The following is a 16,284-nucleotide window of genomic DNA, read 5'->3' on the forward strand; positions in this document are numbered from 1 at the left end:
CAGGAATAAATCTCAGGATATTATATAGCGAGAACCACCAGTAATTTGCTCTTTTGTAATGTTTTTTTGCACTAAAGATTTTACAGACAAGATGCGCCAATTTTATACTTTCATACTTTTTTTTCTTACCTTTAACTAAGTTATGCAACCGGTTGCTATAAAATGATAATTTTTAAACCCTTTTAAGGCTTTTATTATGATGCAGCATATTTATGAAAACTTTACTTTCCCACCGGATCAGTCATTTACTGTCCGTAGCGAAGAACTTGAAATCAAAAAATACACTTCATTAAAGTCACATCGAAATTTTGAGATTGTCTTATTGGGTAATTGTATGGGGAAACGATTCATAGGGGATCACATTGAGGATTTTGAAGGTGACGAACTGGTATTGTTAGGAAGCTATCTTCCGCATTGCTGGCAATATTACAATACACTCGATAAGGATAAACCGGCCACGGCATCCATCGTTCATTTTTATCCTGATTTTTTGGGTAAAGATTTTCTGACCAAGCCCGAAGCAATTCTTCTGAATCAGTTGTTTATTAATGCAGCAAAAGGAGTGTTGTTTTCAGGGCCTATAGTTAGACAGGCTAAAGATATTCTCAATGAGATGTTGGTTGCCTCAGGGCTGTCCCGTGCGGTATTGATGCTACAGCTTTTAGACAAATTGGCCTTATCCAATTCCTATAGGACATTATCTTCGCCATCCTTCAATATCATTGAAAATTCGACAGATGCCAATCGTATTAACCGAGTTTTCGACTATATATTCAAGCACTTTAGAGAGGATATAACGCTACAGGATGTGGCTTCTATAGTACCTATGTCTTCCTCTGCCTTTTGTCGATTCTTCAAAATGCAAACAAACAGGACCTTAGTAGATTTTATCAAAGAGATACGCATTGGTCACGCGGCAAAATTATTGATGGAAGGGCAATACAATATCACAGAGACCTGCTACAAAAGTGGTTACAATAATATTTCAAATTTTAACAAACATTTTAAAGATGTTAAGGGTAGTACGCCCCGAGATTTTCTAAAGCAGTATCGCACACCGGAAGCTATCTGCGTTTAAATTGGTAAAAAAGTTTCGTTTCAGCCCATTTTTGTCCTGCTTCGGTACCGCTGACACCTTGTTGATAGGTATTCATCAACGCGTTCCATTCGGCGCATTTCGGACTGTAAGATTCGGCAAGCTTCCCCATCTGATCAAGGTTAGCCCCCTCAGGGACACTAACTGTCATGACAATCAGCTTATCGAAACGATATAATGCGATCCGTTCATAGCCTGCTTTCTTAAAACCTGCCTCCACTTCTGGCCAAACATGACTATGGTAAGTCAGGTATTCCTTTAATTTTTCTGGATTGTCGACAATATTAACCACAAAGACATGCTCTTCGTATTTCGGTATAGTCGATTTTGGCCCCTCCCCTTTGCACATAGTAAATGCCATTGAAGTGCATAATATAAGTAGGCGAATAAGCATTTTCATCGTTACTTTTGTTTAATTTTTTACTAAATGAGCCTCCTTCTATTCAATCGTTCCTTCGCCATATTATTAACTGGCCAGCTACATTATCCACGAATAAGGTCAGTTAAAATAAATATAAATCAGGATCATGACGAAGGCCAGTCCAACCCAAGTCAACCAAACTGAACGGGATTGACCAGCCTCTTTTGCATTCGATCCATCAAATAAGGTCGGCAGCTGCGAATTTGCATTGGATTTGGTCAAGAAAGAGACCAGCACAATGATCACACTCAAAGCTACAAAAATATAAAAAGATAGCATTAGAAAATGCGGCCAAAAGCCTCGATAAGGATAATTTAAGACATGACAAACACCTAGTATTAAACAAATTAGACCACCTCCATATAAGACAGCTTCGGCTGCTTTCCCATTAATTCCACGCCAGACCACTCCCCACAGAAAAACGACTGCCAATGGTGGTGCTAAAATGGAAACCAAACCTTGTGTTAGGTCAAAAAAACCTTTTCCAGAATAGGAAAATAGCATCGCTATGCCAATTCCCACCAACGCAACTATAACCGTTACCCATTTCCCCATACGCCGCTGCTGATTATTATCCAACACTTTAAATTGCGGTACAACATCCAACGTAAACACGGTACAAAAGGAATTCAAGCTTGATGATACCGTATCTACTAAAGACGCAATCAGCGCTGCAATACTCAATCCCAAAAGACCATGCGGCATCAATTGTTTGATCATAGTTATATAGGCGTTATCCGGCGCGGTATCTTTGAATAATACAAAACACATGATACCAGGCAAAATAAATATAATCGGCATGATAATCTTAAGTGCACCGATAAATAGAGTTCCATACTGTCCCTCTTTTAAGTCTTTCGCAGCTAAAACTTTCTGTACGATCGTCTGATCAGCGCACCAATAATATATGGCTACGACAGGATAGCCTAACACGATCCCAACCCATGAGTATTCGGGATTTGATGCTGGTAAAAATAATTTCCAATAGGATGCTGGAGTTTGACTGATCAACGTATCTAGATGTCCAATCTTCTGAAAACCAAGGAAGGTCAAAATGATAGACGATACAATAATAATAATGGACTGGAAAACGCCAGTACGGACAACAGCTTTCAATCCCCCTATCGCAGTAAAACTTGTTGCGATGACACCAATAATGACGATTGCTGTAAACAACTGACAGCCGAAAATACCTGAGATAAGCAAACCGCCAGCATATAGGGCACTGCCCAGCCAAACGACTAAAATGGAAATCAGGCTATAGACGATCAGAAAATTATAAGACCTTTTACCAAAACGGATCAACAGAAACTGTGGTATTGTACTAATCTTGGTTTTTAGATAATAAGGCAAGAATACCATGGCCAATAACATCAGAAAGATCCAAGCCAATAATTCGAAATTACTTGCGACAATTCCATGGGAAAATCCAATGCTGGCAAAGCCAATTAACATCGTTGGTCCGGCATTAGCTCCAAAGATAGAGAATCCAATCTGCCACCATTTTAACGAACGTCCGCCCAGAAATATATCCTGTTGATTTTTCTCTTTTCTTGAAAAACGAAATCCCACATACAAAAGAACTAAAGCATATATTGTTAAAACTAGATAATCAATATAATTAAATGTTAAATTCATAATCAGGTTCGCTTTTTATTGTATTACATACTAACCAATGGATTATATCCTGGGACATCCTGCTTTAACCAGACCTGCTCCCTTACCACCTTATTCTCCTTCAGGCAATATTCCCAATCGATACGTACAGGCAATCCATCCGATTCTGGTAAATGGAACTGCCCGTTTTCCAATGATGGGCGAATTAAAAAATACTTTTCCAAGCCATACATCAGTGAATACAGGTATTCTATCATGCCAGTTTCGTTAGCTGTAGTCATTAAAAAGCTCGAATATAAGGAATAACCACCAGAAGAAAGTTGCAAATTGCGATCCGCGCATAAATCCCGGACTTCCATCCATTCCTTAATTCCGCCGAACTGTGTCGGAACAGGTTGTAAATGTTGTATTCCACAATTGGCCAGCATGGGAAATATTTTAGAGGTCCGCTCAGATTCGCCATAAGCTACAGGAACAGAAGTATGCTTACAAAGCTCCTCAATCTGATCATAGGCCGCTGAATGTATCGGTTCCTCAAGCCAGGCCAATTCATTTTCACCAATGGCATCCAGAAATCTAAATACATCCTCACAAGACCAGATCTGGTTGACATCCACGGCGATCTGCATATCTTTTCCCGCCAGTTTGCGTACATGTTTTACACGTTCAATATCAGCAGCCACATTTGTACCGAAGTCCTTCCCAATCTTCATCTTATAGCAATCTACTCCAGCATCCAGGAAAAGCGCAACTTCCTTATCCAGTTCCTGCAATGTATAATTGGTTCCACCACCGCTTCCATAGATTTTTACACTATTCCGATTGCCTCCGATATAACGATATAATGGTAGATTGCGGCGCCTGGCTGCCAAATCATATAAAGCCATATCTACCTGTCCCAGTAGCGCCGACGCCGCACCTTTGAATCCTTCATTTCGAATAGACCAATATAGCTTAGGAAAAAATTCTGCATAGGTTAAACCTTCACAATGAAACAATATGGGGAATATACAGGTTTCCAAGATATTGGTATAACTATTATAAACAGGTGCTTCGCCGACAAATCCCTCTGCATCTTCAATGCGAATAACGGATATGCCAAAACTTGAAAATGGTCCCATTGTTGCATCCTGAAAAGGAGTTATGTTAGCTACAGGTTCCAAAACTCGAATACTGACTTTTTGGATATTAAAAATCTCCTGATCTATTTTATTCATTTATTATCATTAAACGTTTGAAGGATTTCTTTATAAATTTTGACTGGCAATTTGCCCTGATTGATTGCGCCTAAAGAATTCTGCAGTTGTTGCCTGTTAGCAGCTCCCAGGACTAATTTAAATTCGACATTCAAATTCAATAGAAACCGTAATGCGAGCACTTCCAATGGTAAGTTATTCCGTTCTGCAATAGCCTGAATTCGTCGTGCCTGTTCAACCGTCCCAACTTCGAGCCAATCAGGTATGCACCGTGAAAACTCTTGAAACTTACAGCCTAAAAGTCCCATATTCAGTGGGCTCGCCGCATAGTATTCCGTTTGGGTCTGCTGGCATCTCGGTATACTATTTTGGAGCGCGTCTACACGACAAGCATTCAGCTTATTGTACTCCATCAGAATATCAAATCGACCTTCTTCCAAAAATGGCAGGAACCAATCGGGGGGATTTCCGCCAATGCCAATTTTTTTGGCAAATCCCTTTTCTTTAAAATGCTCTATGGTTGAAACTACCCTTTCAGCGTTATTTACAGTTAGTACAGCAGGTTCATGTAAAAAAAGTACATCAACAGTTGATACCCCAAGTGTCCTTAAGCTCTCGTCGACGCTACGTTGCATACCAGCAATCGAGTAATCATATTTTGCTTCGGTAGCGACATAACTTTTTAATCGACCAACTTTTGTGCTAATTACAGGCCTTTCACCGGTCCATAGCTCTAGAGCCTGACCGACAATGGACTCCGCATCGCCATAAGCCGGAGCGGCATCCAAAGCACCTATGCCATGAGATAAGGCCTCAAGAATAGTCTGCACAGATTCTTCAGGATCTACTTTCCCCCATACACCACCCAGTCCCGCTGTACCTAATATTACTTTATCGATTCCTAAATTATACATTGCATTCTATTTGAATTCTAAGATCTAAATTACTAAGAAGCAACCGTATAATCCTTCAAATTTACAGTTAGGACTTTAAGTGCCTTTGTAATATGATATTCCACCCCTTTTACGGAAATCCCCATTTGTTGAGCTATCTCTTTACCACTGATGTATTGATGACGGCTCAGTTCAAACACCTCCCTTGTTTTTGTAGGCATCTGCTCTAAAGTTTGAGCTGTAATTTTCTGGATTTCTTTGAAGAAAATACGGCCCTCATTTAATTCATTCAAGCCATCAATACGCAGTTGAAGTTCTCTTTCATCACAATTGTCCAACGGTTCTATCAGTTGGCGATGAATGCGTTGGTGTTTCAAATAATCTAAGGCCTTATTTTTAATAACACGCAATAAAAAACATTTTGGAGAGAGTAAGGTCTCCACCTGCATCCGTTCCCAGGTCGCCAGTAAGGAATCAGCAGTAATATCCTCTGCCACGGCATCAATATGGACAAAAGATTTCGCAAACAAAAAGGATTGCTGATGATATTCTTTAAATAATTGATCAAAATGCTGTGCTACCTGTTTCATTACATCATTGGGGAATAGGAAAGGGCAAACCAAATCCCATCTATTTTTATGTAAAGTTTAAAATATACACGCGACACAACTAGCTCAAATTTGACCATTATCGGTGTTTTATTTGCAAGCGCAAATTACACCGCTCCATATTATTTAACGTTTCAATTAAAAATAAACTAGGGATATAGGTGCTCAAATCGACCTTTATTAAACCAATTAGATAGAATTTAAAATAAAAACAGACCAAAACAATCAAAATGAGCACTAAGTTCAAAATTAACTTTATGAAGAAAATAAGCCTATTCAAACAAACAAGGTCACTGTCTCAACTAGTAACAATTCCAGTGATCGCAATACTGTCTCTCCAATTGGCACAAGCTAATTATTTCTCATCTTTACAAGACTCCACTGGAAATTACACTGTATCGGGGAAATTAAAGGACTACGACAGTGGCTGGATCTACCTCCGACATGGTGAGGGGTTAAAACAGGGACAGCAAATTGACTCTACCAAAATTATTCATGGAGAATTCACATTTAATGGAAAAGTGAGTGGTATTGAACCCTTTATGTTGGGGGTTCATTTCAAAGATAATAAAGGCAATATACTTCCATCGAGGCAATATCAAGGGCCATTTATACTGTCGCCTGGAAAACTCTATGGGGAAGGTAAATTTGAATCACCCAATTTTTGGACTTTTTCGGGCACAAAAGAGCAGGATGAATACAACAGTTATAAATCCAAACTGCACGTCCTCTTTGAGAGATCACAGCAAATCAAAAGAAAAAAGAATAATTTAAAAAAGACCGAAAGTAAATTAAGTGATCAACTAAATGCAGAATTAGTATCCATTGAAAATGAAATTAATGATGCTATTCGGATGCATGTCAGCCAGAATTCGTCTTCACAAGTTGCTGCTTACATCGCAAAGTCAAATCTAGCCAATACAGATCCCCTTATCAGCCGAGCCATATATGAACTTCTCGACAGTACTGTCAAAGAATCAAAATATGGGAAAGAGCTACTGCAGTTTGTTTTGTTAAAGGAACCGACTGGAATAGGGCATACTGCGCCGCCATTTAATTTACCAGACTACAGCGGGCAGTTACATGCATTGTCAAACTATCGGGGATCGTATGTACTTATCGATTTTTGGGCGAGCTGGTGCGGTCCTTGTCGGCTCGAAAATCCGAATTTAGTCAAGGTCCAGCATACTTATGCTCCTAAAGGTTTAAAAATCATCAGTATCTCTGTAGACACCGATATGCATGCCTGGCAGAAAGCAGTCTCGGAAGATAAACTTTCCTGGTTACAACTTTCAGACCTAAAAGGAATAAAAAATGAAACAGCAAAACAATACGGCATAACACATGTTCCGATGAATTTTTTAATGGATAAGGAGGGGAAGATTATTGGACGGGATCTAAAAGGAAACGAATTATGGGAGAAATTAAAGGAAATTCTCTAGTCATCCTTCGTATAACAGTTCTCTATTTTTTGCTATCCATCGGTCATCCATGGTTTTATTAAAAAAATGGAAAGGAGCAAAATAGAAAAGGAAAAGACCATAATAGCAAAAAAACAGCTGCGAACAAAGACGTCCACAGCTGTTTTGAATTGTTAAGGTTGTATGCTTTTATTTTATTTTATTTTATCCAAGACCAATACTGCACCGGCATTGGGCTCCAATGTTGTGGTAAAAATTCTGGACGTAAGTCCAAATTCTTTCTTATCGACCGTATTTTTAGCCAATTCCTGCTCATCTTGGCTCCACAACTGCGCTTTGAAACGACCAGGTGTTCCAAGAAAGGGAAGATCAATTTTGATATCCTGTTTTATCTTTGCTCCGAGCATCGCAATATACCAGCGATTACCCGAGCGACGTGCAATAATACCACATTCACCAATGTCCGATTTGAGCACTTTAGTTTCATCCCATGTGACAGGAAGGCTACGATAGAACGCTACTGCGTTTTCGGATTCATCGATCAGCGTTTCGTGCTCTCCTCCCGCTCCCCCCGCTTTATGTGGCGCATCTGACGGGCGATCGTACCAATAGATAAATTGCCATGGACTATACAACATCACCGCTTTAGCCATTTGGGCAGCCTTCCCCCCCATTTTGGTCGTTACGCGAACAGCATGGTAACAGTTGGTATAGTCACCAGCGCCCGCAATAGCACGTGTAAACATCGTGATCAGACTTTGCTCGGAGCTCGGTGATTCTTCATCGCCACGGATGCCTTCTTGCGTAATGAGATTGGGAAAAGTCCGTGAATATCCGGTAGGTCGGTATTCATCGTGTACATCTACCATTAACTTATATTGGGCGGCCTTACGGATCGCTTCGTGTAACCAAGCTGTAGCCTGTTGACTACCGACATTGACAAAACCAAATTTAAGTCCCTTGATACCACATTTCTGATAGATCGGTAGGATTTGGTCCAATTGTGTTTCCAAAGCTTTTTTATTGACATAAAGTAAGATGCCTATATTTTTCTTACGCGCATAATCAATTATCGATTGTAAATCCAATGGACCTTTGGAACGTGCTGGGTCGACATTTACACGAGACGCATCCGACGCAGTAGACTCTTCAGGGCCATACCATCCCGCATCGAATTCGACATAGTCAATCTGGTTACGTGCTGCGAAGTCCACCGCAGCAATCCCACCAGCTGTCGTTAATGTCACTTCACGTAATACTTTACCTGGTTTTATCCAGGAGCTATCCGTTATCTCATTCGGCTTATTTAAATTGAGGACGAAATAGTTATTCTCGACCAATTCTCCCGCTGTCTTTGCAACCATTACATAGCGCCACGGACTTTCATAGGCTGCTTTATCAAGCGCTACGGGGCCAGACAATGCAGATTGAACGATATAACTTTTCGCACCAGCCTGATAAGTAAACTTCATGCGTGCAAAATCAACCAAAGCAGCCTCACCAATCGCCATAAATAATTGCGGCGCGGGATTAACCACCAAAGGTCTTTCAAACTCACCCTTCAGCTGGCTCAAGGTTGTTTTTGTATAAGCACTTTGTGCCGCTCCCGCAACCCAGGTTGTAGCATCGCTACTAAAATGGAAAGCCGTAGATTCGGATTTGATGGTTAATCCAGAAAAGTCATTTTTGTCAAATCCATATTTTAACGCGATTCCTTCATCGTAAAGCCTTACATAGAGACGCATTTTTTTATGATTTCCGCTGGACTGTAATTGTAACTCAATTTCATTATAGTTGTCTTTGATAGTGTTACGCTCGCCAAAAAGAGGCTTCCATTTACGGCTTACTGTCCGTTTATCGCTCTTTATCAGCTGCCAGTCACCTTGGACTATATTTTCGGTCCAGTCAAAATTCAAGATCCTGATGTCCGTCAACGTTTGGGAGGCTGAAGATAAATGTATCGTATTGTTACCCGAAGCAAGGTGGACCTCGGCCGACAGAACCTTATTCGGGCTTTCCAATCTTAATTTTTGACCTTGCACAATTATAGCACAGGATATAAATAAGGTTATTAAAATCGATCTAAACATAAATTAGCATTGAATATATTGATGTATATTTCTTATCAATAAGAAATTCTTAATGTTAAGACGCATTAAACCTGTCATACCCTAGTAAATGGTAGGAAAATAAAATAATCCAGCTCGAATCAGTTTCAGAAATAATAGGTCTTTTGAAACATCTTATAACAGGTATTATTGCACTATTTTAAAAGGCAATTCCCCAACATAGACTTTAAAATCCTTGAACCAGCCAGGTGCATCCTTTTCCATTCTCGGTAATAGACGGATTCCGGCGATGGACTTTACCGCCCCCAGATCAATGACAATCTGATGTGGATAAGCATCCGCTTTCCTCGTTTTCCAATAGGTAGACTCCTGCAGATCAAACACTTTATCGGCCGTATAGTTTCCATCTTTTATTTCCTCACTATCGGCATAGAGGACTTTCCAATTTTCTCGCGAGATATCATGACCATCTGCTCCAGTCAGATTAAGTTCGGCGATTGCCAAAGCACTTTTTTCTTGCTGGCCGGAAAGCAATTCAAGACAGACATAACGTCCTTTGGCCGATTGTGGGAAACGGATCATTTTCCAGCCATTTCCCGGTTCAGCTTGTCCCTTATAAATTTCACGTTCACCGCTCAAGTCTAAGGTCTCACCAACCTTCCGATGCAGATTTGATTCCGTGAGACGAAGCTGATCCAGGATCGGTTGATCCAGTCCTTGTATAATAGGTGATTTTGTACCTTTCAAATCGAATACGATAATTTCATTCTTCCCTTTTTTCAACCAACAGCCCGGCATGTACAAAGTCTGCTGCGGGCCTATTTCCCAAAACCGGCCAATCGAATGCCCATTGACCCATACCATACCTTTTCCCCAATGCTCCATATCAATAAATACATCACCTACCTTTTCAAGTGTAAAACTCCCTTTATAATAGGCTGGGGACTGAACGCTGAGGGACTTATTTTTAGTATAATTCTTTTTCTTTACGAAATCATAATCAGGCGGGAATGAATAAACCTTCCAATTTTTAATCTCCTGGCGCCCCTTGACTGTAATTAATTCTACTTTTTCGGTAACACCTTTCCGATCATAAATTGCGTCACCAAAATTAACACGCCCCATTGCTTCAACCAGAATATCCAGTTGGGAGGTCTTTTCTGTTCTTGGAAGTTTTACGGTATTTTCGCCCTTACGACGATCGAGCGTTCCGATCAGCTGTCTATCCAAAAATACCTGCGCCCAATCATGTACTTCATTTATTTCAAGTGAACATTCTCCCGTAATCACAGGCAACGATGACCGGTACAGGATTGTCCCCCACCCCTGATCAAAAAACTCCATGGGTTGAATATCATGGGACACTCGGGGAGAAGGCAGATTGTCGAAAAGTAACGCTGACTCAACTAATTTGAATTCAGGAATACGGATAGTAGGAATCTGATCAGGAACAGCTGGAAGTTCTTTTTTATCATCGGAATAATGCCCCAGCAGCGCGCGAAGTTCTGTATATTTTGGTGTTACCCAACCAGCCTCACTTATTGGTGCATCGTAATCATAGGAGGTACACATTGGTGAATAGGCTGGACTGTTCGCTCCGCCCCAATGTCCGAAAGTTGTCCCACCATGGGTCATATACAAACTAAAGGAAATGTGGTTATCCAACATTTCTTCAATACCTTGAATCATCGTTTTTGCATTTCGAGTTTCATGCTTGCGCCCCCAATTATCAAACCATCCGCTCCAAAATTCACTGCACATCAGGGGTTGTGTTGGAGCCGCCTTTTCCAATGCAGCAAACTGTTCTTTGATATTGGCACCTGTACCAAAATTAACAGTCCATAGCAAGCCATCCAATGCATTGTTTTGAAAAGTAGATGACCAGTCACATTGAAATAAAGGAACGGAAGAAAAGCCAGCATCTTTAACAATATCCCTAATGGAAGCGATATAGGCTTTATCAGTATTAAAAGCACCATATTCATTTTCCACCTGTACCAAAATAATATTTCCACCACGATTAATCTGGAGATCCGCCAATTCCTCGCCAATCTTATGCAAGAAAATGGAAGTACGTTGAAGAAAATAAGGATCCTGAGTTCTCAACTTGATATCCTTTTTCTTCAGTAACCACCACGGCAATCCCCCCATCTCCCACTCGGCACAGACATAGGGACCAGGACGCAGGATAATATACATGCCATGCTTCTGCGCCAAGCGACAGAAGGCAGCAATATCATTTTGTCCCGAAAAATCAAATTGATCGGGCCGTTGCTCATGTATATTCCAAAATGCGTACAAGCAAATCGTATTCATACCTAAAGCCTTACACATTTCGATGCGATGCTCCCAATAAGCTCGCGGAATACGAGTATAATGCAATTCGGCTGCTTTAATCAGAAAGGGTTTTCCATCCAATAGAAACGTTTTGTTTCCAAGTTCAAAATTGGGAATGGTACTGGCGGGGCCTTTAATTTGACCAAAGACCAAATCGGGTATACCAAAGACTAATAGGAAAAAGAAAATGAGATTAATTTTCTGATTGAAGTGCAAATACCTTTTAAGTTTAATAGGTTTCATTATGTATTTAAAATTTATTTATTTCGTTTATTTCGGAATCTACCATCCTTCTGTTCAGTGTAAAGTATACCTGATCCATACCACGGTCGGCCATCAATATGACTACAGCAACGGTTATTCTCTTATTATTATAGCATTTTAGGTTGATTAAAAAATCCTGATATTATTATATGAATATCAGGATTTTTATACATAATAGGTATTTTACATTGTTTTTTTTACTTATTGGTAAACCTAAACCAATTAAAGTCGGCATAACCATTTATCCCCTCTGCTGTTTTACTATAATTGAACAATGCAAAACGATTTGCTGTCCAAGGTAGCCCTAGTTGCATCGTTAAATCATTTCCAATAACATAAAAATTTTCACCATCAGTACTATAATAAAATTTTGCTATGCCCCCCCTATCGGTAATGCGTGCCCGCACCCATAGTTTATCGCCATCAAAATTTTCTTTGCTCTCGACAATCTTGTCATCATTGCTCATAATAATTTTCCGTTTGCCATTGACCTGCTCCACAGCCACAAAAGCATATGGAAATTCAAAGACGCCAAAGCCGGCCACATTACCATTTTTCAATCCTTTCAGATCGATTTCAACAGTACCTTCCGAACTTGGTCCCTGTACCCGCTGTGTCAGCGTATTGCGGGCGGTTTTCAAAGAATCAGCACGGGAGGCATGCAAGCGCATATATCCCTTACGTTCTTGAAGCGACCATTTGCTATTGTCAGGGTTATGATTCCATTGCCATTGTAATCCCAGTTTTGTCCCATTAAACTCATCAGTCGTAGCCGGAGTTTTTATGGGGTAAGTCTTTCCGACATTTGGTTTCTTATAGGTAATCACATCCTTGTTACCAGTTCCGAGCATTGGCCATCCATCCTCCCATTTGACAGGTAAAAGATGGGGAACCCGACCAATTGCACCACGATCTTGCATAATAATAAACCACCAGTCCCCGTTTTTCAATTGCACCATTCCACCTTGGTGTAGGCCGTTATCAGGATAGGAACTGTTATCATTGAGAATCAATTTATGCTCATAAGGTCCATAGATATTATCTGAGCGCAAGCAGATCTGCCAGCCCTGTGTTCCTCCCGCCGGACAGGTGATATAGTACTTGCCATTGATCTTGTACATATGCGCTCCTTCCATTCCAAAATGACCACCAAGTTCATTCGCATTTTTGAAGCTACCTTGCCAGATTTTGACTTTATCACTCTTGACCGATTTAACATCTGCATTCAGCTCTGTTAGGTATAATGTACCTTGACCATGTACGACATAAACTTTACCGTTATCATCAAAGAACAATCCAGGATCATACAGGTATTCGGGAAAGATTGTCCGTTTCCATGGCCCTTCTGGCTTATCCGCTTCGCAGATCGAGAAATTACCCTTTTCACGACCCCAACCATACGGCGTACAGAATCCAGCATAGAACTTCCCATTGTGATGCTTTAAGGTTGCTGCCCATGAACCATTGAGATACAATGTACCGCCCTCCATATTATAGCGCGGATCTTCATCATAATGATCAAGAGCGTAGCCCACCATTTCCCAGTTTACCAAATCTTTGGATTTCACAATCGGAGCTCCCGGCACATAATGCATACTCGTCGAGATCATGTAAAAATCGTCACCCACGCGGATCACATCGGGATCGGGCCAGTCGCCCCAAATCAAAGGGTTGGTAAATGTTCCATTGCCATTGTCAGGGCTCCATACCTGCTGCGCCGACACTTGTCCAAAAAGTGATAGTGTCAAAACCAAAGTAAGCCCCAGCTTCGTGGATGGCTTACCATAGCGCTTCGTTATAATCGTATTCATATTAGCGTAATTCGGTTTTATCATGAACAAAGCAACTTCAGTAATCCATTCCATACTGCATTGCACGCTATGCTCATGATCCTTTTTTGTACTTTTATTTTTTAACTAAATTCAATGGTTCTCCTGTCATCCGAGTATTGTACCTTACAATGACCTCCGGTTTTTCATCCCCGTTTATATCACAAGAAAATGCTACTGCGGAACCGCTTTTTGGTAGAATGGCCGTCCCTTGTACAGTCAGATCAGCAATAAAACCATAATTCTTGTCTGTCAATGTTGCTTTCCCTTTATGATCCAACAGGATATATTGGTCCTTTTCTAATTTCCCAAAGATTTTGACAATTCCCTTATCCGTTTTAAAAGATGGATTTTCGATAGTACCGTCACCTTCCACTTTTATCCGTAAGGCGAATGAACTCTCTTCCGGAGATTCCCATGACCAGTCTGCTCCCCCAGGTTGTCCCGGCTGCATCGAAGAGAGGTCACAATGGTATCTTTTGGAGACAAATAAAGGATACAACATGAATTTGGTCTCATCCATCTTCTCCAAATGCCATTCGGTCTTTGGATCCTTCAACCTGAGCTTTTGTTCGTCCGTAAAAACATCGGCAAGCCGCAATTGATCCCAATTCTTCATGCTTTCCAATAACAAATCTATCTGTCCATGCTGTTGTAAAGTCTTCATATCAATACTCATCGCATACCCCGAGTCAAAACCTGCAGATTCGGAGAGAGCCCATTCGAGATCTTCGAGGGAAGTAGCCTCAAATTTACGATCCGCTAAACGTACCAAAAACCAGCCAAGCATGCGCGGAAATAGATTCCGCTGAAAGTAAGCCTGATTCTTGATTCGATTTTCAACCTGTCCAGCACGCATCTCCTCGCCCCAGGGTTCCCCCCAGTTCATCCGCGTATGAATATGCCATAAGTAATGATCGAGACGACTGGCATCGTTGATCAGATCAGTCTTATTCGTAAGACCTTGATAGAAATCAGAAACGAATTTGCCCGTTGCATAGTAATCCTGCCCCGTATACATACACCCCTCAAGACCATCAAATGAAATCTGTTTCACCCCGGTTTTATTAAAAATATCCGTCAATCTTTTGGCATATTCGTCCTGAAGTGTTAAATCTGGAAATAAAGTCTTATAGGGATAGTCCCACAATTTGTAAACGACTTTTTCTACCCCATGACTGGCCTTATGCGTACCAAAAGCACCACGTACGCAGTTTGTCAATACCCATTGTTCGCCGCTCTTCTCGGCCTTACCATACGTGATCAGCTCGTCTTCTATCTGAAGTGTATTGAGTGTCAAAGGCAGCGAAAATAACTCGCTATTCTCTACTATAATCTGCTGTTGGCTATCGTCCAGTGCGGTAGTAAGTTTCAATTCACCTTGTTTTAACAAATGCTTACTTGGGACTGGTGTCACATAAGGATCGTTTGTTGTCGTAAAATTGGAAAGCGTATGTATGCCAATATTGATCCCCTGTTGCGCAGCCCTATCGACTAACTTCTTCATACCCGCATCGGATTCTGTACTCAATTCCTTCCGCCATTCAAAATGCCCCCAGTTCAGGAAGGGATCGGGATGGTAGAGATATTTAAATCCCGCACGTTTTGTTTTTTCCAGTGCAAAATCCAGATTGGCCGCAGAGAAATTGGTGATCAGATAGGAGCCCATCGCATTACGAGATACCTTAGCCCATTCCCCCGCAATCATTGGATGGGGTAAGCCCTGTTCTACTTCAACTTTTCCTATCCGTGACAATATCTGACTTTTTTTATCTCCGAAAAGTGCAACTTTGGCCCCTGTGATTAAACCATCGGCACCTTCAACAGGCAAAGTCACCATATGATTTAGCCCCTTGACACTTTGCAGTTCTTTGGTACTTCTATTCTTGGCCGACAGCTGAAACACGGCTCCATTCCCGGCATCTACTGCTGCAAAATGACCAAAGGAAATACTGGCCACCGAAAGATTGCTACTCTGTCCTTGGTAGCCAAATTTTGTACTGTATGCCGCAACATAATCTTCGGGAATACCTGCCACAGTTTTAACATGCAATGCTTGCATACCAAATGCGAGATCCTCCCCTTGGGCCACACCAACCACTTCCCCCACGACGTCATGAAGCTTGATCTTAACCGGCCCAAAAACCAATAACTTATAGGCAGGTGACAACTTGAGGACTTCATATGTTATTGCTTCCTTTTGTTGGCCCACCTTCAGTTCCACAGCTTGTCCATCTTCCATCGTGAGCGAAAAACGATCGCCATTAACCTTTAGCGCTTTCGGTTGTATAATTTTTTTGTCTTTATAGACAGATACGATCGGATATTTACCCGCCTCCAAAAGCTCTTTACCATCTACCTTAATGGACGTATAGAAACCCTGCTGGTCAAAATGTATCTGTGTCAGAGTCGTTTTTATTTCTTGTGCCACTACAGGATTTCCAAATCCAGCAATCAACAGGCCAGCGATCAGTGTAATATTTTTCAGCGTATCTAATTTATTCATGTATAAATAATCATTCATGGTGTTTAT

Annotated in this window: 11 protein-coding genes; 2 read left to right on the plus strand and 9 right to left on the minus strand. The window is 40.9% G+C overall.

Annotation, left to right across the window (positions count from 1 at the left end; translation table 11 throughout):
* Positions 1–196 precede the first annotated feature (196 nt).
* Complete coding sequence (locus ACLCDV_RS18065; RefSeq protein ID WP_317665192.1) at positions 197–1,078, plus strand: AraC family transcriptional regulator; 882 nt, start codon at positions 197–199, stop codon at positions 1,076–1,078.
* Here ACLCDV_RS18065 and ACLCDV_RS18070 read toward each other — a convergent pair.
* The 5 genes from ACLCDV_RS18070 to ACLCDV_RS18090 form a co-directional block, all read right to left on the minus strand.
* Positions 1,065–1,457 carry an L-rhamnose mutarotase gene (locus ACLCDV_RS18070; RefSeq protein ID WP_411971838.1) on the minus strand — a complete coding sequence of 131 codons (393 nt, stop codon included), beginning with the start codon at positions 1,455–1,457 and terminating at the stop codon, positions 1,065–1,067. The two genes, ACLCDV_RS18065 and ACLCDV_RS18070, sit on opposite strands and share 14 nt — an antisense overlap.
* Before the next feature lie 138 nt (positions 1,458–1,595).
* Positions 1,596–3,155, minus strand: coding sequence for an SLC5 family protein (locus ACLCDV_RS18075; RefSeq protein WP_411971839.1), 1,560 nt, complete (start codon positions 3,153–3,155; stop codon positions 1,596–1,598).
* Between the two features lie 23 nt (positions 3,156–3,178).
* Positions 3,179–4,351 (minus strand): enolase C-terminal domain-like protein, encoded by a 1,173-nt coding sequence (locus tag ACLCDV_RS18080; RefSeq protein WP_333574619.1) that lies wholly within the window; start codon positions 4,349–4,351, stop codon positions 3,179–3,181.
* Complete coding sequence (locus ACLCDV_RS18085) at positions 4,348–5,244, minus strand: aldo/keto reductase (protein ID WP_411971840.1); 897 nt, start codon at positions 5,242–5,244, stop codon at positions 4,348–4,350. Before ACLCDV_RS18085 ends, ACLCDV_RS18080 begins: the two co-directional genes overlap by 4 nt.
* Positions 5,245–5,276: 32 nt before the next feature.
* On the minus strand, positions 5,277–5,813 hold the full coding sequence (locus tag ACLCDV_RS18090; protein ID WP_317665182.1) for an RNA polymerase sigma-70 factor: 537 nt from the start codon (positions 5,811–5,813) through the stop codon (positions 5,277–5,279).
* 275 nt (positions 5,814–6,088) lie between these two features.
* On the opposite strand from ACLCDV_RS18090, the gene ACLCDV_RS18095 reads away from it, so the two are divergent.
* Positions 6,089–7,273 carry a redoxin domain-containing protein gene (locus tag ACLCDV_RS18095; protein WP_411971841.1) on the plus strand — a complete coding sequence of 395 codons (1,185 nt, stop codon included), beginning with the start codon at positions 6,089–6,091 and terminating at the stop codon, positions 7,271–7,273.
* Between the two features lie 173 nt (positions 7,274–7,446).
* On the opposite strand, the gene ACLCDV_RS18100 is transcribed toward ACLCDV_RS18095, so the two are convergent.
* The 4 genes from ACLCDV_RS18100 to ACLCDV_RS18115 all read right to left on the minus strand — a co-directional run bounded on the left by ACLCDV_RS18100 (position 7,447) and on the right by ACLCDV_RS18115 (position 16,275).
* The gene (locus tag ACLCDV_RS18100) at positions 7,447–9,342 is read right to left on the minus strand and encodes a glycoside hydrolase family 97 catalytic domain-containing protein (protein ID WP_411971842.1); all 1,896 of its coding nucleotides are present in this window, start codon (positions 9,340–9,342) and stop codon (positions 7,447–7,449) included.
* Positions 9,343–9,507: 165 nt separating this feature from the next.
* Positions 9,508–11,901, minus strand: a complete 2,394-nt coding sequence (locus ACLCDV_RS18105) for a beta-galactosidase (protein ID WP_411971843.1) — start codon at positions 11,899–11,901, stop codon at positions 9,508–9,510.
* A 218-nt stretch (positions 11,902–12,119) separates the two neighbouring features.
* Positions 12,120–13,733 (minus strand): glycoside hydrolase 43 family protein, encoded by a 1,614-nt coding sequence (locus tag ACLCDV_RS18110; protein ID WP_411971844.1) that lies wholly within the window; start codon positions 13,731–13,733, stop codon positions 12,120–12,122.
* Between the two features lie 94 nt (positions 13,734–13,827).
* Positions 13,828–16,275 carry a hypothetical protein gene (locus ACLCDV_RS18115; protein ID WP_411971845.1) on the minus strand — a complete coding sequence of 816 codons (2,448 nt, stop codon included), beginning with the start codon at positions 16,273–16,275 and terminating at the stop codon, positions 13,828–13,830.
* Positions 16,276–16,284: the final 9 nt, after the last annotated feature.

Source organism: Sphingobacterium sp. Lzh-3 (assembly GCF_046764375.1).
Taxonomy (GTDB): Bacteria; Bacteroidota; Bacteroidia; order Sphingobacteriales; family Sphingobacteriaceae; genus Sphingobacterium.

Coding starts and splice junctions, on each gene's coding strand:
- ACLCDV_RS18065 (WP_317665192.1), top strand. CDS start 197: ATGATGCAGCATATTTATGAAAACTTTACTTTCCCACCGGATCAGTCA.
- ACLCDV_RS18070 (WP_411971838.1), bottom strand. CDS start 1,457: ATGGCATTTACTATGTGCAAAGGGGAGGGGCCAAAATCGACTATACCG.
- ACLCDV_RS18075 (WP_411971839.1), bottom strand. CDS start 3,155: ATGAATTTAACATTTAATTATATTGATTATCTAGTTTTAACAATATAT.
- ACLCDV_RS18080 (WP_333574619.1), bottom strand. CDS start 4,351: ATGAATAAAATAGATCAGGAGATTTTTAATATCCAAAAAGTCAGTATT.
- ACLCDV_RS18085 (WP_411971840.1), bottom strand. CDS start 5,244: ATGTATAATTTAGGAATCGATAAAGTAATATTAGGTACAGCGGGACTG.
- ACLCDV_RS18090 (WP_317665182.1), bottom strand. CDS start 5,813: ATGAAACAGGTAGCACAGCATTTTGATCAATTATTTAAAGAATATCAT.
- ACLCDV_RS18095 (WP_411971841.1), top strand. CDS start 6,089: ATGAAGAAAATAAGCCTATTCAAACAAACAAGGTCACTGTCTCAACTA.
- ACLCDV_RS18100 (WP_411971842.1), bottom strand. CDS start 9,342: ATGTTTAGATCGATTTTAATAACCTTATTTATATCCTGTGCTATAATT.
- ACLCDV_RS18105 (WP_411971843.1), bottom strand. CDS start 11,901: ATGAAACCTATTAAACTTAAAAGGTATTTGCACTTCAATCAGAAAATT.
- ACLCDV_RS18110 (WP_411971844.1), bottom strand. CDS start 13,733: ATGAATACGATTATAACGAAGCGCTATGGTAAGCCATCCACGAAGCTG.
- ACLCDV_RS18115 (WP_411971845.1), bottom strand. CDS start 16,275: ATGAATGATTATTTATACATGAATAAATTAGATACGCTGAAAAATATT.